This is a genomic window from Polaribacter sp. HA6-7, from assembly GCF_055693625.1.
In genome coordinates this window covers 2500020-2520486 of record NZ_CM146338.1, presented here as the reverse complement: position 1 = coordinate 2520486, position 20467 = coordinate 2500020, and the positions used below count along the sequence as shown (strand labels likewise).

The following is a 20467-nucleotide window of genomic DNA, read 5'->3' as shown; positions in this document are numbered from 1 at the left end:
TGTATTGTCCTGAAATAGGTTGACCTTTTTTTGATGTTTAAAAGGTTAATAATTCCAGATTATTTTTATTTTTTCGATACGATTTATATTCAATATTTTGATTTATATGCACATGTTTAGGAGTGTATAAATCGAGACTTAGATGTGGTCTTAGGTTGTTGTAAATATAAACGGCTCTTTTAGTAATCTTTTGTGCTAATTTAGTGTTTTTTATTATTGTTTTCAAACCATATTCATATTTTAAAGTTCTATTAATTCTTTCCGCAATAGCATTTTCATAAGGGTCATGTTTTTCAGTCATACTCATTTTTAATCCATTTGATTCAGCAAAACCAGCGTAAGTTGGATTGCAATATTGTAAGCCTCTATCTGAGTGATGTATTAATTTTTGATTTGGGTATTTACGGTTTTTAAGCGCCATTTTTAAAGCATCTATACAAAGAGATGTTTTCATATGTGAATCTAGTTTATATCCCATTATTTGTTTAGAATAGGCATCTGTAACTAAAGCCAAATAACTATGTCCTTTTTGAGTTTTAATATAGGTTATGTCTGTTACCCAAAGTTGTTCAGCTCTTGTAGGGGTTTTATTAGTAATTAGGTTTTTGTATTTATAAAAATGATGATTAGAATTAGTGGTTGTATGATAGTTTTTAGTTCTAGAGATCAATAGTTTATGGTTTCTTAAGAATGTGTAAAACTTATCTCTCCCTATTTTAATTCCTTGTTTTTTGATGTCGTTTTTCAATTCATGATATAGTTTTTTAGCGCCTAATTTCTGTCCAATTTTGTCACGACATTTTTTAACTAATTGGATTAAAATACGTTCGTTGTTTTGCTTTATTTTGTATGATTTTAAGCGTTTATAAAAAGCTTGTTTAGTAATCCCAAAACATTGAGTTAACCATTTTCTTTTAAACGGTTTTGTTTCTTTTTCTGAATCTCTTCTGCTAATGTTTTGGGCAATGACTTTTTTGACATATCGACTCCAGTAATGATTTCCATGTCTGCAATTATATCTTGTTGGAAGTCTTTTATAAATTCCAGTTCCTCAATTTTTTCTTTGAGTTTTTTAATTTCGTCTTGTTTACTCATACCTAATTTCTTTTGATCTAAGGTACTATATTTTTTTATCCAGTACTGAATAGTTGCTCTAGAAATATCATATTTTTTAGCTGCATAATTTACAGAAATCCGTCCATTATGAATTTGGTCAATGATGAATAATTTGAGTTCGAAACCGACTTTATTGTAGTTCTTTTTTCGGCAGGGTTGTTTTGTTTTTGTGCTCATAGTTTAACTAAAGTTGTTTAATTTTTAGTCAACCTATTTCAGGATTTTACATTTCTTGTATTGGTTACAACGTGTTTATATATGGTTTGTTGCGTGGTTTAAGCACCTAATTTAGTAAATAATTACTGACAAAGAAAATCCGCGAGGATTTTCGTAAGTAAGCTTTTTGCCAGCAATAAATTATATATGTTGTTGTAACCAGTACTTTTTTAGAACAAACTGTCAGGATATTTTTCAATTTCACTTTCAGCCTTTTCATTTTTTGCTTGTTGGATTTGTTTTATTATAGACTGTGTTTCTCTAAATTGTTGGGCTTCTGATACTTTTATAAAATCTACTTCTTTTTCATACTTGTCTTTGATTACTTGTTCTATTTCATCTAACGTAACTTTAAAATACTCTTTTCTGTAATTTACTTTGTTAATACGTCTGTCATCAAATTCCTTATGTAAAAGGTTCTCAAGTTCTGGTGCATTTTCTGAAAATATCATTGCGTGTAAGTCAAAAGTAAAAGGAACAGATGCATCTCCTAATTCTTTTACTCTATCCATTGGCTCAAGTCTTCTTGTCATTCCTATTTTATAAACGTTTTCTCCAAATGAGCCAAGATTAGAAATTATATAAACGTGTCCAGATTTTGTTTCTTGCGCTCTTGAAATTGCTCTTTCTTTGGCTTCGTGTGCATCTTTTAGACTCTGTTCCAATTGTGCGATTTGAGAATTTAGTTCGTCCAACTTTTCACCACTTACTAATCCTAAGTCCTTTTTTGCTTTTTCCAATGCCTTTTGATAACGCTTTTCTTCCATTTCAGCGTCTTTTCGAGCTTTTTCGAATTCACGTTGTGCTCTTTCTTCTTCTCGTTGTTGTGCTCTGATTTCTCTTGCCTCTTCTTTTTCTTGATACTTTTTGTGAGCTAATTCATATACTAATTGTAGTTCGTCAAGTTTAAGCTTTAAATACTTGTCTGTTAGAAATGTATTGTTTGATTTTCCAAGTTTATTGATTGCATTAAATGCCTTTTTTATTCTTTCCTCAAAACGCTTTATATTGTTCCAGCGCACTTTAGATATTAATGAGTCACATTCTCCATTAAATGCTCTTAAAGTGAGATTGATATATCTTCTTGTCATTATTTCGCCTTGTTTTCGGCTATTTCCAACAGTCCATTCAGTGTTGCAAACACAAGCATTTCCACCTTTGATAAGCTGTTTTTGTCTTGTAACAATTTGTGTGATTCTCTCTTTATACTTTTCTGAAGTTTCTAAATCAAAAATTGGCTCGTAAATTCCGAGGTCAATAAATTCTAAATCGTTTTGGTAAAGTTTGATATCTTTCTCTAATTCTTTGAAGATTGATTTAGCATTAATAAACTTATTATTCAGTTCAGTTGCACTCGCTTTAATTTCTGAAAATTCTTTGTTCTTTAATTCAATTTCATTTTCGATTGATACAATTTCGCTAAATCTTTCTAAATCAGAATTTAGTTTGTCGTTTTCTTCAACCTTTCTCGATAAGTCTCCGTTCTTATTTTCAATTTCCGCATTTAGTTTGCTTTTTGCTTTTTTGGATTGATTTATCACAACAAAAAGAGCAATTCCTAAAGCTAAAATTGTAATTATTAATCCTAATGTCATTTTCAGTTCGGGTTTTTCTCGTATTGGTTACAACGTTGTTGTATAAGATTAGTTGCGTGTTTTAAGCACTAAAATTAGCAAATAAATCACAGATAGAAAGTCCGCGAGGACTTTCGTAAATAGGCTAAAACCAGCAATTAATTTTATACGGTGTTGTGCATAGTGCTTTCGCTCAATTTTAATCGACTATTTCTAAAAATCCTCTTCTTACAAGTATTCTAAAAAGTTCTTTACATTCATCAATATCATAGTTTACAGATATTTCCTCTAACGAAAATGTTTTATCAGTTTTACGTATCAAATTTAAAATTCCATAGTTTGAAGCTGGGAATAAAACGGCTGCTGGATTTAGTTCATTATTTTTATCTCTTGATTTACCAATTGAAAATACTAAACCGATTTTATCGTCAAAATCAACAATCTCAAAGTTTGTTGTTTTTCCTTTTTTAAAAGTGGTTTTATTATTTATATTTTCAATTTTTGAAAGACTATTAACTCTATTAATTACACCAGAGCGAGCCTCTCCAATTGAATTGATTTTATGTCTATTGGTCGCTTTTTTCCACAAATTAATGGAATTCAAATTCCTCTGAACAATTTCAATAATATCTTCTCTATTATTAGATAAAAGTGATTCTCGCAGTTTCGGTTCTTTTAGAGCAATTTCGTCCATTAAAGAATTTACAATATCCAAACATAAAGTTGGTCTAACTCCAATTGTTAAATGTAAAGAATAATCTTCGGAATTGGTTGAACCCGAATGAACAAAACCTCTTGGAATATAAAGTACGTCTCCTTTTTCTAAAACAACATCAATTAAAGGTTTTGAATTGTCGTCAAAATCAACGTGTCGTTGTTGTCTAGGTAAAGGAAGATAAACTTCGGAATCATATATTTTCCAATGCTTTTTTCCGAAGTTTGGAAAAGGAAAACATCGTGAGAGTCAAAATGCTCTTGAAAACCTTGAGAAGATGGTGGTGTCAGAAATCCATTAACAGAAGCCTTACGTCCAAAATCTAATTGAAGATTTGAACTGATTTTTGCTAAATCTGAATCTAATTCGTGAAGACCATTTAGAATTAAGGTGTTGCCTTCGGCATATCGTTCAATTGCCCAATGGCATAATTCAGCACCCAATTTTAAATAAGGAACAATCGTAGGATTTCCTCCTTTATTTACTCTTAATCTATCTCCTAATTCATTCTCAAATCGCCGGAGTATTTCTTCAAATTTTTCTACGTCAAAATTTAAAGAAACAGCCTTTTTAATATGTAAAGGCTGTTTCTCAAAATAATCAGATAGGAACTTTTCTTTGTCGAAGTCATTACCAACAAGCCAATCTAAATTAAATTTATTTTCTGTTGCCATAAACTACATAATGTCAAACATTTCTAATTGAACTGAAATTATTTGAGATGCTCTTGCAAGAATTTCATCTGTCGAAAGTCCAACAAGGTCAGGTTTCGCAGGCAAAACAAAATTTAATTGATTTGGTGTATTCTCGTGCATTATCACTCGAACATCAGGATTTATATCAGATATTTCTTCTGAAAGTACGGTTTTAGGGTCAGTTTTCAACTTTGCTTTAAAGTCTTCGTCAGTCCAAGCTTTTGCTACAACTTTTGCTAATAATTTTGTTTGTTCATTGTTCATTATATATAAATTTTAATTGGTTACTATTTTGTTTTTCGCATTATGCACAACGTGTTTGTACAAGGTTAGTTGCGTGGTTTAAGCACTAAATTTACTAAATAATTACCGGCCAAGAAAATCCGCGAGGATTTTCGTAATTAAGCAAAAACAAGCAATTAATTTTGTACGGTGTTGTGCATAGTAATTTTTAATTCCAACTGTATTTTTCAACATATTTTTTGTTCATTTCTTTTTCGATTAAATTTCCTTTATTGTCATAAGTTTTAATAATAGTTTTTCTTTTTTTGTTATTATAAACTTCATATTCAATCAATTCTTCTTTCAAATCAAAATAGTTTATTCGACTAATATTTAAAGTGAAATTTTCGTAAAAAGTTTGAGTTAAAAGTGTCCCATTTTCTCTATATTCTTTTATTTCAATTGGCTTTCCTTCTTTAAAATTTCCAACTATTCTTTTTTTTCCATTTTCATAAAAATCAGTTTCTAAACCTTCGCAAGTTTTTTCACAGTTTAGATATTTCCAACGTTTTGAATGTAGTTCGTTTCCAAAAGAAAAGAGAATTTTCGGTATTATAATTGTGTCTATTGAATTTTCCTTAATTCTATTTGAGTAAAAACCTTGAGAAATTAAATTCCCTCGTTTGATAAAATAGGTAAGAGAAATACTATTTTCTAATCCTGGAATGGTGTCAATTTCAAATTCAGCTTCTACAAATTTATTCGTGCATTTATCTAAAAACTTAAAGTCAAACATTCCTTTTTCGTTTTTCTGACTGAAACACGAAAAGCTAATTAAAAGCAAAAATATTATGTTTTGTAAGACTTTCATTTTATTATGCACAACGTGTTTATATATGGTTTGTTGCGTGGTTTAAGCAACTAATTTAGTAAATAATTACAGACAAAGAAAATCCGATAGGATTTTCGTAAGTAGGCAAGAAGCTAGCAATAAATTATATATGTTGTTGTGCACAGTACTTTTTAGTTTTTCAGTAATTTCAATTTTTTCACTAGTATTAATGGTAAAGATTGAATTCTGTAAGTCAAAATCACGAGAGGTTTTAAACTTGTTGGTTTTCCATATTTAAACTCCATTTGCAATTCAGATTCTAAATATTGAAAAGTTAGGTCTGAACATTTTATTTCTCCCTCAAACCAATTTGTCCAACCAAACAATATTTTTTAAACCCTTTTCTTAAAATTAAAAAGTCGTAATCAATTCCAGCATCAAATCCGATATATTTTGCTGTAACTATCCAACCTCGTTTTCTTAAGTCAGAAATTATTTTATTCCATTTTTGGGTTTCAATATTTATTGCAGTTTTTCTCAAGTTTAATTCAATATTTTATTATTTTTGAACGGTCAATTTTATTCGTTTTGATAATCTATAAATTCCCAAGGTATTTCTTTTTTAAAAATCTGAATAAATTCCTCCATAGAATTAAGTGAAATATTTTCTTTAAAAATCTGAATTGTTCTTGTTTTTTCTGTGTCGTCTCTAAAAATTTCCGCAATTAATTCGTTATTTCGATAGATTTCAACTCCAATTCCATCACGTTCATTTACGTCACTTGCAATTATAATTCTATCTTTATTTTCTTTCATTTGCGTTCAGTTTTGGTATTGTGCACAACGGTCTCGTATAACCGTCAGTTACGAGATTAAAGATAATGATTTTCGGTTAAGAACTGGCGTTAGCAATTCCGAGTGGATTCGGACGCAGTCGAATCCGCCGTAATTGCGGTTATACATTGTTGGCAGTAGTATTCTTACTATAATTCAAATTTTATTATTCTATAATCAGGTTTTCATTTCTAAGTTTGACACTCTTTTTAAATTCATTAAAATACTCAGAATTAAATCTAGGCCTCATTCTTATTGATTTTTCAGTGTTATGTTTGTCTGTGTAATATATTCTCCAAATACTTTGGTCATTAACTTCAATGTTTGTTTTCTTAAATTTTTTAATTTGCTCCAGTTTTATTTTCTTTTCATTATTTTTTTCTTTAATAAACAAATAGTTTTGGTCATATTCTAAGATTTTCATTCTGTCAAAATATAAATAAATTGAAGAGAAAATAGAAACTATTAGGATGAGTAACAATGTAATAAAAATATCAAAGCCATTTTCGAAGTAGATATTAAAACCCATAAAGAGTAAAATTCCTAAACATATAAGAATGAAATATTTTTTAATTTTATTACTCGCTGAAATTCTTTTTCTCATTTTTTTATTACTGCCAACGTTGTTGTGTAAGGAAAGTTGCGTGGTTTAAGTAATAAAGTTAGTAAATAAAACACGAACCAAGAAAATCCGTGAGGATTTTCGTAAATAAGCTAAAACAAGCAATTTTTTTTACACGGTGTTGTGTGTTCGTTATTTTTTCGTTCCTTCTAATGTTCTTTGTAATTCAGAATTAATTTTGGGATCTATAATCTCAATTATTTTGTCATTTTTAAAATCGTATTTTTTAATTATTGTTGGTTCATTGTAACTTTCAAACGTACCATCTTTATTTTTGTCAATTCCGAATTCAATAAGCAAGTCTTTACTTTTATTGATAAATTTAAAATTATAAATATCCATTCCTTCAACTCCTATTTTTCTCATCTTATTTTCTTTAAATGAGTAAACGTAAAGTGAGCTAAAATCTTTTAGATTAATTACTCCGTCTTTAAAAGTATCTTTTTCAGAGGCTTTTATTAAAATTAGAATTTCATTCTCAAAATACTCCGTTTTTATTTTATTAAAATTAATTCGGGTATCAAATAACTTCTTGTTAATTCCACTATTTGCATTATAAACTATAATATTATTAAATTCTCCGTAAAATCTTGCTGAATATCTTTCGTCTTTTTTTGTGAACTCTTCAGAATCTGAAGATGTAAAAGCGTTCAAAAGTCCAGTTATATCTTCTTTTTCATTCAATGTTTTATGTGAAACAGGAATAATATAATTCAAATTTAAAGAGTCAATTAATATCGGATTTTCATAGGAAATAACTTGTTCTCGTTTATTTTCCTTCTGTAGTTTTTCGATTTTTTCTTCTGATAAAATTCCAGTTTCCGGTTCATTGTAATCAAATCTTCTATGTTCCTGAATTACAATTGATATAAACGAAACCAAAGCAACAACTAAAAATATTCCACCAATTGTTCCTAAAATAGCTAATAATTTTTGATTATAATTCTTTACTTTTTCAATTTTCATAAAAGTTCGTTTTTAATGACACACAACGTTGTTGTATATGGTTTGTTGCATGTTTCAAGCAACTAATTTAGTAAATAATTACCGACCAAGAAAGTCCGCGAGGACTTTCGCAAGTAGGCTATAACTAGCAATAAATTATATACGGTGTTGCCCATAGTTATTTTTCTAAATTTAGTAATTCTTCAGCTTTTTTAAAATCGAAATCGACAATATTAAATTTGTTGTCGATAACAATTTTTGTTGGAAATGAATATACTTTATATTCAGTTTGAATATCTGAATTTGGTCCAGCATATAAGTCAACCCATTTTATTCGGTCTTCGTTAGAGACCTTTTTCCGAGATACTTGGGTCAGTATCTATATTTATTCCAACAATTTCAATTTTATTTTCTTTCAATTTTGAGTAGATTGGTTCACTCTCTTTATTAAATTCTCTACAAGGTGTGCAATTACTCCACCAAAAATCTAGAACTGTATATTTATTTTTTTATTATTTCTGATAAAGATGAGTTTTTTCCGTTTTTATTTTGAAGTGTGAAATCGGTAAATTTTAAAGGCGTTTTATAATTGATTAAGCCATTTATTTTAGCTTGGAATTCTTTGTAGTCTTTTAGAGAGATAGCACTTGAATCTACTTTCCTAGCTATTTTTTTTAAAAATTTTTTATCATTATCATTAATGTAATCTCTATCAAAGTGAGGTATACTTGAAGACAGTAAGTAATTCCATAAGCTTACATAAGCAATTGCATTTTTATTATCATAGATACTGTCAAACTTTCTGAAGAATTCAACCTTTTCGAGTGAATATTTATATTTTTGAATGCTATCTCTGACTTTTTGATAGTTATTCAAATAGCTAAAATGTTTTATAAGTTTTGGTTTATAGAGTTCTTCATAGAATATTTTATTATTTACCCCACTTAAAAACTTTAATTCATTTATTTCTTTAAAAGTACCTGCTGTACTTTCAGTTATCTCTAATGAAAGCTTAGTATTTAGTGGTTCAATTATAATTGGAATATAGAATTGATTACCACTATTATTTAAAATATCATATTCAAATTGGATTTCAGCAAATTCAGGCTTTTCTATATAACCATTAAATTCAAACTTACCATTCACTATTTTTGCTTTACTTCTTTTTTCTAAACCTTTACTAGGGATTACTAAAGAAATCTCAATTCCGTTAGAAGTAGAGTCTTTTACAGTTCCAATAATATTGTAGTTAAATCCGAACTCTCTTTTTTATTACAAGAAAAAAATACTAATAAAATTAGGGTAAATAATTTAATGTTTTGGTAATTTTTCATTTTTGCGACTGTTTTTCTTAATTACGGGCAACGGTTTTGTATATGATGCGTTGCGTGGTTTAGCACGTAATTTAGCAAATAAAAACCGAATAGAAAATCCGCGAGGATTTTCGTAAGTAGGCTCTCACTAGCAATGGATTATATACGTTGTTGTAAGTAGTTTTTTATCTTAATATTTCTTTAATTTCTTCTATCGTAAAAGCTGGTCGTTTGGAATGAATCATTGCGTGACAGTTCGGACAAACAGGAATTAAGTCTTTTATTGGGTCAACTTCATATTCCTTTCCTATTTCCGAAATTTGATTTATGTGATGAACGTGAATAAATCCTTTACCAATTTCTCCAAAATGCTTTTCAAAATCATAAGAACAGACTTTACAAGAATAGCCAAAATGCTTTAAACACCTTTTTCGGGCTTCAGGATTTCGTTCGTATCGAGTTTGTACAATGTCTTTTGATTTACCTTCCTTATATGTTTTTTTAAATTGAGTTGTAACGTCATTAGATACAAAACTATTCTTTATGTATTTATTCTCTTTGATAAAGTTAAACCAGTTAGATTCCAAACTTTCCAAAACTTCCTCTTTTATTGAAATTCCGCTTTGTTGAGGAAACCATTGTTGAAAATTATTTTTATCAATACTTTCCAAAGATTCTTTATCAAATAACTTGTTTTCGTTTGGGTTAATTAAAATATCGAATTCAATATCAATATAATTAGTCGTTTTATTTTCTGTTCCGTCCCAATGTGGTGCAACGTAGTATGATGATTTGGCATAACCACTTCCCATTATTCCTCTTGGTTCATTACCTAATCTAATCAAGAAAACTCTATCTCCTTTTCTAATGCTCTTTGAATTTCCACAACTCCATCTCCTTTCAACATATCCAACTTTTTCAAGATGTTCAATGCTTTCTTGTAAATCTTCCCAATCCCATCTGTTAGGATTCCAAGCAAAAAGAAATGTGTTCATATTGTTCTGTTGTATTGTCCTGAAATAGGTTGACCTTTTTTTTGATGTTTAAAAGGTTAATAATTCCAGATTATTTTTATTTTTTCGATACGATTTATATTCAATATTTTGATTTATATGCACATGTTTAGGAGTGTATAAATCGAGACTTAGATGTGGTCTTAGGTTGTTGTAAATATAAACGGCTCTTTTAGTAATCTTTTGTGCTAATTTAGTGTTTTTTATTATTGTTTTCAAACCATATTCATATTTTAAAGTTCTATTAATTCTTTCCGCAATAGCATTTTCATAAGGGTCATGTTTTTCAGTCATACTCATTTTTAATCCATTTGATTCAGCAAAACCAGCGTAAGTTGGATTGCAATATTGTAAGCCTCTATCTGAGTGATGTATTAATTTTTGATTTGGGTATTTACGGTTTTTAAGCGCCATTTTTAAAGCATCTATACAAAGAGATGTTTTCATATGTGAATCTAGTTTATATCCCATTATTTGTTTAGAATAGGCATCTGTAACTAAAGCCAAATAACTATGTCCTTTTTGAGTTTTAATATAGGTTATGTCTGTTACCCAAAGTTGTTCAGCTCTTGTAGGGGTTTTATTAGTAATTAGGTTTTTGTATTTATAAAAATGATGATTAGAATTAGTGGTTGTATGATAGTTTTTAGTTCTAGAGATCAATAGTTTATGGTTTCTTAAGAATGTGTAAAACTTATCTCTCCCTATTTTAATTCCTTGTTTTTTGATGTCGTTTTTCAATTCATGATATAGTTTTTTAGCGCCTAATTTCTGTCCAATTTTGTCACGACATTTTTTAACTAATTGGATTAAAATACGTTCGTTGTTTTGCTTTATTTTGTATGATTTTAAGCGTTTATAAAAAGCTTGTTTAGTAATCCCAAAACATTGAGTTAACCATTTTCTTTTAAACGGTTTTGTTTCTTTTTCTGAATCTCTTCTGCTAATGTTTTGGGCAATGACTTTTTTGACATATCGACTCCAGTAATGATTTCCATGTCTGCAATTATATCTTGTTGGAAGTCTTTTACAAATTCCAGTTCCTCAATTTTTTCTTTGAGTTTTTTAATTTCGTCTTGTTTACTCATACCTAATTTCTTTTGATCTAAGGTACTATATTTTTTTATCCAGTACTGAATAGTTGCTCTAGAAATATCATATTTTTTAGCTGCATAATTTACAGAAATCCGTCCATTATGAATTTGGTCAATGATGAATAATTTGAGTTCGAAACCGACTTTATTGTAGTTCTTTTTTCGGCAGGGTTGTTTTGTTTTTGTGCTCATAGTTTAACTAAAGTTGTTTAATTTTTAGTCAACCTATTTCAGGATTTTACATGTTCTTAAATTACTTACAACGTTGTTGTATAAGGTTAGTTGCGTGTTTCAAGCAACTAATTTACTAGATTAATCACGAACGGCGAAATTCCGAAGGAATTTCCCAAGTGAGCTAAAACTAGCAATTAATTTTATACGGTGTTGTAAACAGGCTTTTTTCATTCTATAATTCCGCTAAATGTTTTTGATTCGTTATAAACAGTAATTCCAAAAAGATTCCATTTTAAAATTCCATTAGCAATAAATTCCGCTTTTCCATTCATATTCAAATTGTTCGTATCTATTGACTTAAATTCCCACATATAACCGCTCACAATTCCAGTCAAATAACTGTTACTTTCAATTGGGATATATTCATTCTGTTCTATAGAATATTTTACAAGCATATTTATATCAAAAGTCCAATTATCTTCCAATTTCACTTGTTTAATTTCCGAGTTATTTTTTCTCTCATAGTTTTCTGTTATTGATATTCGGTTTGAGTTTTTTCCTGAATTAGATGCGGAAATTATTTGTACAATTCCGATTACCATTATAAAGATTGAGACAAATTTAAATTGTGGATTAAATATTTTTTTCCCTTTAGCTATAAATCCAACAATTAGATAAAGAAAGTAAAGAACAATAATTCCGTTTATTATAGACCAAATCAAATGTATCATAGTTTTCGTTTTCAGCTTGTTTACAACGTGTTTTTGTATGGTTTGTTGCGGTTTTAAGCAATAAAGTTAGTAAATAAAACACAAACCAAGAAAATCCGCGAGGATTTTCGTAAGTATGCTTTTTGCAAGCAATAAATTATACAAGGTGTTGGGCTTTCGTTTTTATTTTTCCTGCTTTTTTTCAAATAAAGAACTTAATTTGTAAATTCCATTTTCTTCGAAATAGTAACTGTTTTCATATTCTTTATCAAATTCCTTACTTAATTTTAATTCTGATTTTTTCCAATTTTCAATAAGTTTTTCTGTTGAAATAATGATTTCTTTTGATTCCATCATTTGTGACGGAATTTTATTCCAAGGTAAACTATAAGTTGCTTGTTCAAATTTTATAGCAATTGAATCTCCATATATTTCTTTAAATAATTTTGGAAATATTTCATTTTTTATTGGTAATGGATAACCTGAATATGGATTATATAAAATTGGATTCAAAAACTTTCCACCTGCAACTTCTCCTTTTTCTAAAGGAGTAATATAAATTCCAGTTCCACAACCAAAACCTTCAAAAGGAATAGAATCAATTTTTCCGTTTTTGAAGACATTATAACTAATTCTAATTCTCGAATTTGGTTCACCCCAAGTTACATAATAGAATTTTTCATTTGTTGCATTTTTAAAACCAAGATATATTGAATCTATTTTTTCAAAATCTTTTGAATTTGAAATCCATTCAATTGTTCTTTCATTTTCATTTGTAACTTTATTCCAACTGTTATCCCAAAATTCAGCCCAAGGTCTTTCTTCATCTTTTTCAAAGAATGATTGAGCTATAAATAAATCTAAAGAAGCAGGTTGTTCATATAGGCTTTTTTTCCAATTCAAATATTTCCAACTAAACATTCCAGCTAGAATAATTAAAATTAAAAAAAATGTAATTATTATCTTCTTTTTCATTTTTTTGAGTTCGAGTGAGAAATGAAGCCCAACGTTGTTGTATAAGATTAGTTGCGTGTTTTAAGCACTAAAGTTAGCAAATAAATCACAGATAGAAAGTCCGCGAGGACTTTCGTAAACTGGCTAAAACTAGCAATTAATTTTATACGGTGTTGTGTACAGTTTTTTTATTTTCAACTCTTTAATAAATTCAGTTTTTTCACGAGAAATAATGGCAAAGATTGAATTCTGTATGTTGAAATTACAAGTGTTTTAAGACTTGTGGGTTTTCCATATTCAAATTCCAGTTTTAGTTCAGATTCTAAATATTCAAAAATTCGGTCATTGCATTTTATTTCTCCCTCAAACCAATTAGTCCAACCAAACAATATTTTTTTAAATCCCTTTCTCAAAATCAAAAAATCATCATCAATTCCAGCGTTAAAACCGTAATATTTAGCAGTAACAATCCAACCTCTTTTTCTTAATTCCGAGATTATTTCATTCCATTTTTCAGTTTTAATATTTATGGCTGTTCTCTTCAAATATATTTCTATTTTAATTCCTCGTAAACAATTTCAAAATCCAAATTTTTCGGAATATTCAGTTCTTTTCTTTTATTCTCAAATTGTTCTAAAGTCAAATTTGGACTTTGTTCAGTACTTTTTTTGTCAACTTCTATGATATGATAATATGTAACACTTTTATTAATTCCGCTTTCAAGATTTTTTGGATGACTTTTTGCAATAATAAAATCTCCGTTTTCTCCTAATGCAAAAACTGTTTCAGGTACAATTAGTCGATTAGAATATTTTTCAGCGTGAAACCAAATACTCATTTCGTCAAGTGAATTATTTGCAAATAAAAAATAGTCGTCCGTAATTTCCTTTTCTACTAATCCAGCTCCGAAATAGCACGATTGTAGAATCAGCAATATGATTATTCCTAATATTTTTTTCAAATTATTCAATGTATTTTCGGTCGTTTCTTAAATTGTACACAACGTGTTTGTATAAAAAGAGTTGCGTTTTTTGTGTGCGAGGAATTTCCGAAGGAAATTCAGAAGTAGCAAAAAATGCAACTAACTTTGGTTAAGCACTAATGTAGCAATTTTTTTATACGTTGTTGTGTGTAGTTTTTTATCTTTTAATTCGCTCTTTTTCCGACATATTTATTATTCCGATTCCGTTTACAAGCCATTGTTCATTTTTATGTTCCACTTTAATATTCAGTTTATAATCACTCCAATTTTTCGCTTTGACAGTTACTAATTCAGAATGCTTGTTAAATTTTTCTGTTTCAAATCCGTCATCAGGATAGTCTTGAGCGTCAAATATTGGGTCAAATCCTAGTCCTAATTCAGGTTCTTTTTTTTCCGCTTCACTAATTATTCTTTTAAGTTCTATTTTAAAATTTTCCGTAACGTTTTGCTGTTCAGAAATCCATTCGATTAATTCTTGTTCAGAATTTCGTTTATTACAATATTCCACGTATTTGTTAATGAAATCTAGAGCAATTTTTTCCGCCGAATTTTGATTTTCAGTTTGTTCAATAGTAACTTCTTTTTCTTGTGAAATGGATTTTTTACAACTAAATAAAGTCAGTAATAGAATTATCGTTATTATTCTCAATGTCGTTCGTTTAAATTACACACAACGGTCTCGTATAACCGTCAGTTACGGATTAATATACGCAGACTTTTCGGTTTAGCACTGACTTTAGCAATTCCGAGTGGATTCGGACGTAGTCGAATCCGCCGTAATTGCGGTTATACATTGTTAGGCACAGTATTTATTCCGCTTTATCGTCTCTCCTTTTTAGAAATGAACCAAAAAGTGGTGGTGAATCATTATGTGACTTTCTTTCCAGCGTTGAACTTGGATTGAAACTAGAAGCCTCAATTAAAGATGCTACTAATTTTTCCATAATCTCATTTTTATTGTCACTATCTCGGTAGCTTTTCAATTTCTCGTTTATATCCATCGTAAGATTTCGCAAGACTTTCTTTATGAGCATATTCTTGTTCAAGTCTACGATTTTGACTTTGCTGTTTACTTGAAAATAAAGCAAGCCAAATTGTAGGAACAAAAAATGGTGCTCTTGCTAAAATATTCATAAATGCATTTCCTACGCTATCACTCTCTTTTAAAGTTACAATTGCATACCAAACCATTCCAACCATAGTTCCAATAAAAACTAGAGACCAAAATAAATTTGGTTTATTATAACTTTTTTCTGGTCGTGATATGATTTCGCAAGTCCAGCCGAAGTTGCACCTGGAAGAAGTCCCTCAATTTTTGTTGATAACGTATCATATTTTTCTTCCCAATCAGAATGAAGTTCTTCGAGTTCGTCTTTCAAGTTGTTTAGCTTAAATTTCAGAGCTTCTTTATCTTCTGCTGTTTTTCCGAAAACTTTGGTTTCAAACTCCTGAACCTTAGTCTCAATTTCACTTATTTCAGTATTGTATTCCGTTACTTTTTCAAAAGTCTCGTTTAGTTTTTCAGCTTTACTCGGAATTGCTGTACTTGGTTTTTTGACAAAATCATTATATAATTCCGTTATGTCATTCAGTTCAGTTTTTAAGGATGTTATTTCTCCTTTTGCACTTCCTATGAATTTTTCGAACTTTTCTTCGAAAGTTTCAATCTTTTCTTCTTCTGGTTTGTTTTCTTCCATATGGTTTGGTCATATTGTGCCTAACGTGATTGTGTATGATTTCGTTGCGTGGTTTAAGCACTAAAGTTAGCAAATAAATCACAGATAGAAAATCCGCGAGGATTTTCGTAAGTAGGCTAGAACTAGCAATAAATTATATACGGTGTTGTGGGTAGTTATTTTTCTAATAATTCTTGAATAATTTGTTCAAATTTCTCGTTAGATGGCTTTGGAGCATTGTTGTCAATAACTTTATTTTCTGTATCTAAAATAACGTATCTTGGAATTGTTAAGCCATAACTGTTTTTTATGTTTAAGAACTTAATAAACTTTGATTTATTAAGATTTAAAATTTTAAACTGCTTGCCATTTGGTAAAAAATTTTCAAAATAAATACTCTGTTTTATCCATTGTTCTGAATCTTTATCTACAGAAAAGTATATAAATTTTAGGTTATATTTCTGTACTAATTTTTCTCTAACTTCATTACCTACAACAATTTCTTTTACACAAGGTTGGCACCAACTTGCCCAAAAATCTATAACTTTTATTTGCTTATTATTTAAAATAGAACTTAGATTTATAGTGTCTTTTGATAAGTTGATTACAGACTCTTTTAGATTTTTAGGGACTATTTCATTTAAAGCATTAAGTTCATTTATAATATCTTCAACAGCTTTAGTATAAGTTGGGTCTGTAATTGTTTTTTTATATTCTTTTATGGATGTTTTCATAAACTCATTACTGTTTTTATCTTTCCCAAATCCTTTATTATAGTAATCAACAATTAACCTTCCAGTTACGAATTTTACAACTGTATCATTAAAATTGTTTTTTATAAATTTTAGCTCTTGTTTAAAAGATTCTTTTGAAAAAGGTTTTTCTTCGCCTTTGACAAAGTATTGTCTAATGAGGGGAACTATACTCATTTTGTAATACATATTATTTACTAAATGAGGTTTATTTAAATCTTGTAGTTTTATCTTGTTTAGATAATTATCCAAATCAAAAAAATCTACTTCATCTCTATTAGAGTTTTTTATTATTGTTGTTAAATCTTCACTAGTATTTATAGTATATATATCTTGAACTTCAGACCTTGGACGTATTAAATTAAGTAAATATTCTAATTCTAATTCTTCCTTAATAGCTGTTTTAAATTCATTAGAAACACTTTTATGTTTTTCGATATAATCATTTAAAAATTTAAGTCTTGAATTATAAAATGATTCACACTGCTTTTTATATGCTATAAAATCTGCATTTAACTTACTAAATTTCAAATCTGTCCAAGGATCAAATTTTTGCTCTAATTCAAGAAAGAAGTTATAGTGACTTGAATTCTTTCCTTTAAAGTTAAGTTTTCCATTTTTAAGTTCAAAATGAATACTATCTCCTGGAGTAATAAATACTCTTACAGGATAATATGTATTGTTCCCAAAACCGGAAAACTCGAATATTTTTGGAGATTCTACTTCCCTAAAATTGATAATAACTGTATCATTTAAATAGTTTGTTTCTTTTTTATGTAATTTATTGTAAAAATTTGATTCACTAGATATGTTGACAGATTCATTAAACCCAACTTCGTCACTTAAACCACTAATATATACTTCGCTACTGTTTTTTTTATTGATTTATTTCCATTTTCATTCTTAGTTAAGCAACTAAAAAAAGACAATAAAATAATATAATACACCTTTTTCATTAAATTACGATTTTTAGTTTAATTACCCACAACGTGTTTGTGTTATGATTAGTTGCGTGTTTAAGCAACTAATCTACTAAATAAATCACGAACGGCGAAAATCCGAAGGATTTTCCAAGTGAGCTAAAAGCAGCAATTAATTATACACGTTGTTGTAAGTAGTTTTTATTCCGTTTCTTTTTGCGCTAATTGAAATATCTTATTCAATATTGATTTTTGATTAATTTCATAGTTATCATTAGGTGTTTTGTCGTCTACTTTTTTTCACTTAAATAAAATTCATTTAGATTTTTTGTGATTTTTCCATTAGTTGAATGAATTTCAAATTGTGTTTTACAAAAATGGTCAACCTCTAATTCAATAATTTCTTTTTCTCCTTTAGAGTTTAAGTATTCGTGACTTATTGGTGAAATTTCAGATTCTTTTATATCATTTATATTTTCTTTTACAGTTTCAATAAATTCAGAATTTTTCATTTCTATTGTATTGAATTTGTGACAATTAGAAAATTTCCTTTTGAAGTATTTTCCACTTTTGCTCCGAACAAATAATAAGGCCTTTCGCATATGGTTCCATCTTTATTTGGAAGAATCATTTCTCCATTGCAAAATTGAATATATTCAATAACAAACACTTTCTCATTCTTTAAAAGTTCTGTTTTGAAATTCAAATACTCTAAACTCTTTTCTTGTCCGTAATTATTAATTATAGACAGAAATAGAATGATAAATTTCAATAGATTCTTCATTTTGAGTTTTTTCTGGTAAATGTCTAGTCCTGAAATATGGCTACAGGTTAAAATTGAATTAAGCTGATAATTTATATACCATATTTATATACCATATTTGGTGTTTTATAGTCTAAAGATAAGTGTAATCTTATTTCGTTGTATAAATTAATTGCATTTTTTGCGGCTCTCTTAGCGTGAGCCACGTTATCAAAGGTTTGGTCGAGATAAAATTCATCTTTCAATATACCATTTACACGTTCAGCCATGGCATTTTCGTAACAATGATTTTCTTCGGTCATACTAATATCTATCTTTTTTCTTTTTAATATTTGTGTGTATACATTGCTACAATACTGTATTCCTCTGTCCGAATGATGAATAAGTTGTTTAATTTTTTTAGCTTGATAAATTGCCTTATTAAGTGCTCTGACACATCCTTTTAGTTCTAAGCTGTCACTAAGATCATACCCAACTATTTTTCTAGAATGCATATCTGTTATTAAAGCCAGGTAACAAAACCCTTTTACGGTTCTAATGTATGTGATATCAGATACCCAAACCTGGTTAGCTCTCGGTAACTTCTAAGTCTTTTATGATGTTATTATACTTATAAAAACGATGATAAGAGTTAGTAGTTCTAGCACTTGTTTTCTTTCTAAGTGTTAGCATTTGGTGTTTTCTAAGGACATTAAATAAAGTATCTCTACCAACTTTAATATTTACTTTATTAAAATCTATATCTAAAGATTTAATAAGCTTACGCACACCCTCTCTAGGAAGAGATTTGCGTCTTTTTCTAACAATATTTATAATCTGTTGTTCTAGTATTAAACGTTTATCAGCTCTAGATTTGTATTTATAATACGCATCACGTTTAAGCCCAAAACAATGGGTTATAGTCGTTAAAGACGCAAATCTCTTAGATTTTTCTTTAGCTTTTATTAAGGCTTTATACTTAACTTTTTTTAGTTCAGCAATAGACTTAAAACCAAGATCTTCTGCTGCTACTTCTAAATAAGATTCTTCTACCATAGCATCGAGATCCTTTTTAAGTAGTAGTTTTTTAAGCTGTTCAATCTCTTTTTGAAGCCCTTTAATTCTAGATATTTCGTCTTTTGTTTCCACTTTTACTCTGGTGTTCATTAAGTCTTTACGATTATACTTTTTAATCCACACATTTACTGTTGTAGGTGCAATTGAGTAGAGTTTACAAAGTTCGCTTTTTGTGTGTTTCCCGATTGTAAGTTCGGCTAAAATTTTTAATTTAAAAGGTTCACTGTAACGTCTAATTACTTTGTCATTTCTGTACATAATGTTTAAAATTATGTAGCCTTATTTCAGGACGGGTCAAAATTACTTACAACGTGATGCAGATAAGAAATGTGCGAAATTAATAAATTAAATAGATAAATTATGAAAGAAATTTTAAGTGAAATAATGTATGAAATAAAAAGAAGTATAAAGCATATTTTTTATGTGCTGTTGGTAGTATGTTGGTTTGCGATTTGGTATGCAGTTACTTCTTTAATAGTGAATGAATGGAATGTAAAACTTTGGCAAGAAGGAACTGTTGTTTGTTATTTGTGGTTAACTATTATAATAGGTATGTTTTACTTTATTTATAGATTTAACGAATAAAAGCAAATTTATTACTACCAACGTTGTTGTATATGGTTTGTTGCGTGTTTCAAGCAACTAATTTAGTAAATAATTACCGACCAAGAAAGTCCGCGAGGACTTTCGTAAGTGGGCGAGAAGCCAGCAATAAATTATATACGGTGTTGTAAGTAGTTTTTTATAATTCCAATTTTATTTTCCTTTCTAAATTTTCTAAAGATTTAGGCTCATTTTGTGAATCAAGATATTTTTCCCATTCTGTTTCAAATAATTCATAATATTTTAAATTCAAATTATTGAAATCAACCTTTTTTAAAGTGTCAATATTTTCCTTTTTCAAGTTTTTGACATAAGTTTCCATTTTCCTGCGATATATTTCCAATAAATTAAATTTCGCTTCGGATATTCTTAAACTTATTGAATCGTTTGCTGTTTTTAGAAAAGACTCTTTCGGTATAAAAACAGTTTTTGATTTGAACATAATTGGATTCGTAAAATATCTTATTGATAAACCAACTTTTGCATATAACACTAAATTTTCTCCAGATTCGGTGGATTTAAAATCTTTCTTATTTAACTTTATATTTTCTTTCCAAACAATTTTATCTCGTAAGTTTTTCCATTCAAGAAAGTCGTAATAATATTTTTCATAAATTCCTTTTGGAGTAAAAAAGAGAATTAAAACTAAAATTCCAATTATTAATAAAAACTTTTTTTTCATTGGT

At 28.6% G+C, this 20467-nt stretch carries 28 protein-coding genes and 2 pseudogenes; 1 reads left to right on the top strand and 29 read right to left on the bottom strand.

Going from position 1 to position 20467, the window contains the following annotated elements; translation table 11 throughout:
• Nucleotides 1-37: 37 nt before the first annotated feature.
• The 28 genes and pseudogenes from ACZ1HD_RS14135 to ACZ1HD_RS14000 form a co-directional block, all read right to left on the bottom strand.
• Nucleotides 38-886 carry an IS3 family transposase gene (locus tag ACZ1HD_RS14135; protein WP_472689365.1) on the bottom strand — a complete coding sequence of 283 codons (849 nt, stop codon included), beginning with the start codon at nt 884-886 and terminating at the stop codon, nt 38-40.
• 14 nt (nt 887-900) lie between these two features.
• A complete protein-coding gene (locus ACZ1HD_RS14130) occupies nt 901-1293 on the bottom strand; it encodes a transposase (RefSeq protein ID WP_472687756.1) in 393 nt (130 codons plus the stop codon).
• 209 nt (nt 1294-1502) lie between these two features.
• The gene (locus tag ACZ1HD_RS14125; protein WP_472687810.1) at nt 1503-2927 is read right to left on the bottom strand and encodes an SNIPE associated domain-containing protein; all 1425 of its coding nucleotides are present in this window, start codon (nt 2925-2927) and stop codon (nt 1503-1505) included.
• A 178-nt stretch (nt 2928-3105) separates the two neighbouring features.
• Complete coding sequence (locus tag ACZ1HD_RS14120) at nt 3106-3600, bottom strand: hypothetical protein (protein WP_472689442.1); 495 nt, start codon at nt 3598-3600, stop codon at nt 3106-3108.
• Between the two features lie 87 nt (nt 3601-3687).
• Nucleotides 3688-4295 (bottom strand): annotated as a pseudogene (locus ACZ1HD_RS14115) (JmjC domain-containing protein); the annotation flags it as partial.
• Between the two features lie 3 nt (nt 4296-4298).
• On the bottom strand, nt 4299-4580 hold the full coding sequence (locus ACZ1HD_RS14110; RefSeq protein ID WP_472687809.1) for an NHLP leader peptide family RiPP precursor: 282 nt from the start codon (nt 4578-4580) through the stop codon (nt 4299-4301).
• A gap of 187 nt (nt 4581-4767) precedes the next feature.
• Nucleotides 4768-5334 carry a toxin-antitoxin system YwqK family antitoxin gene (locus tag ACZ1HD_RS14105; protein ID WP_472687808.1) on the bottom strand — a complete coding sequence of 189 codons (567 nt, stop codon included), beginning with the start codon at nt 5332-5334 and terminating at the stop codon, nt 4768-4770.
• Nucleotides 5335-5719: 385 nt separating this feature from the next.
• Nucleotides 5720-5911: a hypothetical protein gene (locus ACZ1HD_RS14100; RefSeq protein WP_472687807.1), complete on the bottom strand. Its 192-nt coding sequence runs from the start codon at nt 5909-5911 to the stop codon at nt 5720-5722.
• 38 nt (nt 5912-5949) lie between these two features.
• A complete protein-coding gene (locus ACZ1HD_RS14095; RefSeq protein ID WP_472687806.1) occupies nt 5950-6186 on the bottom strand; it encodes a hypothetical protein in 237 nt (78 codons plus the stop codon).
• A gap of 184 nt (nt 6187-6370) precedes the next feature.
• Nucleotides 6371-6808: a hypothetical protein gene (locus tag ACZ1HD_RS14090; RefSeq protein WP_472687805.1), complete on the bottom strand. Its 438-nt coding sequence runs from the start codon at nt 6806-6808 to the stop codon at nt 6371-6373.
• Nucleotides 6809-6958: 150 nt separating this feature from the next.
• Nucleotides 6959-7792, bottom strand: a complete 834-nt coding sequence (locus tag ACZ1HD_RS14085; RefSeq protein WP_472687804.1) for a hypothetical protein — start codon at nt 7790-7792, stop codon at nt 6959-6961.
• Nucleotides 7793-8115: 323 nt separating this feature from the next.
• Nucleotides 8116-8220, bottom strand: a pseudogene (locus ACZ1HD_RS14080) (hypothetical protein); the annotation flags it as partial.
• A gap of 52 nt (nt 8221-8272) precedes the next feature.
• A complete protein-coding gene (locus tag ACZ1HD_RS14075) occupies nt 8273-8917 on the bottom strand; it encodes a hypothetical protein (RefSeq protein ID WP_472687803.1) in 645 nt (214 codons plus the stop codon).
• Between the two features lie 352 nt (nt 8918-9269).
• On the bottom strand, nt 9270-10079 hold the full coding sequence (locus ACZ1HD_RS14070; RefSeq protein ID WP_472687802.1) for an HNH endonuclease: 810 nt from the start codon (nt 10077-10079) through the stop codon (nt 9270-9272).
• A gap of 48 nt (nt 10080-10127) precedes the next feature.
• Nucleotides 10128-10976, bottom strand: coding sequence for an IS3 family transposase (locus tag ACZ1HD_RS14065; RefSeq protein ID WP_472689365.1), 849 nt, complete (start codon nt 10974-10976; stop codon nt 10128-10130).
• Between the two features lie 14 nt (nt 10977-10990).
• Complete coding sequence (locus tag ACZ1HD_RS14060; RefSeq protein WP_472687780.1) at nt 10991-11383, bottom strand: transposase; 393 nt, start codon at nt 11381-11383, stop codon at nt 10991-10993.
• A gap of 209 nt (nt 11384-11592) precedes the next feature.
• Complete coding sequence (locus tag ACZ1HD_RS14055; protein WP_472687801.1) at nt 11593-12096, bottom strand: hypothetical protein; 504 nt, start codon at nt 12094-12096, stop codon at nt 11593-11595.
• A gap of 162 nt (nt 12097-12258) precedes the next feature.
• A complete protein-coding gene (locus ACZ1HD_RS14050; RefSeq protein WP_472687800.1) occupies nt 12259-13050 on the bottom strand; it encodes a hypothetical protein in 792 nt (263 codons plus the stop codon).
• Between the two features lie 173 nt (nt 13051-13223).
• On the bottom strand, nt 13224-13574 hold the full coding sequence (locus tag ACZ1HD_RS14045; RefSeq protein ID WP_472687799.1) for a hypothetical protein: 351 nt from the start codon (nt 13572-13574) through the stop codon (nt 13224-13226).
• A gap of 8 nt (nt 13575-13582) precedes the next feature.
• Nucleotides 13583-13990, bottom strand: a complete 408-nt coding sequence (locus ACZ1HD_RS14040; RefSeq protein ID WP_472687798.1) for a hypothetical protein — start codon at nt 13988-13990, stop codon at nt 13583-13585.
• A gap of 178 nt (nt 13991-14168) precedes the next feature.
• Nucleotides 14169-14660, bottom strand: coding sequence for a hypothetical protein (locus ACZ1HD_RS14035; RefSeq protein WP_472687797.1), 492 nt, complete (start codon nt 14658-14660; stop codon nt 14169-14171).
• Nucleotides 14661-14820: 160 nt separating this feature from the next.
• On the bottom strand, nt 14821-14955 hold the full coding sequence (locus ACZ1HD_RS14030; RefSeq protein WP_472687796.1) for a hypothetical protein: 135 nt from the start codon (nt 14953-14955) through the stop codon (nt 14821-14823).
• 19 nt (nt 14956-14974) lie between these two features.
• The gene (locus ACZ1HD_RS14025; protein WP_472687795.1) at nt 14975-15202 is read right to left on the bottom strand and encodes a hypothetical protein; all 228 of its coding nucleotides are present in this window, start codon (nt 15200-15202) and stop codon (nt 14975-14977) included.
• A gap of 23 nt (nt 15203-15225) precedes the next feature.
• A complete protein-coding gene (locus ACZ1HD_RS14020; RefSeq protein WP_472687794.1) occupies nt 15226-15708 on the bottom strand; it encodes a hypothetical protein in 483 nt (160 codons plus the stop codon).
• Between the two features lie 155 nt (nt 15709-15863).
• Nucleotides 15864-16970: a TlpA family protein disulfide reductase gene (locus tag ACZ1HD_RS14015; protein ID WP_472687793.1), complete on the bottom strand. Its 1107-nt coding sequence runs from the start codon at nt 16968-16970 to the stop codon at nt 15864-15866.
• A 679-nt stretch (nt 16971-17649) separates the two neighbouring features.
• Entirely contained in the window at nt 17650-17871 is a 222-nt protein-coding gene (locus tag ACZ1HD_RS14010; protein ID WP_472687792.1) for a hypothetical protein, read from the bottom strand.
• A gap of 343 nt (nt 17872-18214) precedes the next feature.
• Nucleotides 18215-18661, bottom strand: a complete 447-nt coding sequence (locus tag ACZ1HD_RS14005) for a transposase (protein ID WP_472689367.1) — start codon at nt 18659-18661, stop codon at nt 18215-18217.
• A 28-nt stretch (nt 18662-18689) separates the two neighbouring features.
• Nucleotides 18690-19436 carry a transposase gene (locus tag ACZ1HD_RS14000; RefSeq protein WP_472687791.1) on the bottom strand — a complete coding sequence of 249 codons (747 nt, stop codon included), beginning with the start codon at nt 19434-19436 and terminating at the stop codon, nt 18690-18692.
• A gap of 102 nt (nt 19437-19538) precedes the next feature.
• Between ACZ1HD_RS14000 and ACZ1HD_RS13995 the strand changes: the two genes are divergently transcribed.
• Nucleotides 19539-19763: a hypothetical protein gene (locus ACZ1HD_RS13995; protein ID WP_472687790.1), complete on the top strand. Its 225-nt coding sequence runs from the start codon at nt 19539-19541 to the stop codon at nt 19761-19763.
• 157 nt (nt 19764-19920) lie between these two features.
• Here the strand turns inward: ACZ1HD_RS13995 and ACZ1HD_RS13990 are convergent, their stop codons facing one another.
• The gene (locus tag ACZ1HD_RS13990) at nt 19921-20463 is read right to left on the bottom strand and encodes a hypothetical protein (protein WP_261973282.1); all 543 of its coding nucleotides are present in this window, start codon (nt 20461-20463) and stop codon (nt 19921-19923) included.
• Nucleotides 20464-20467: the final 4 nt, after the last annotated feature.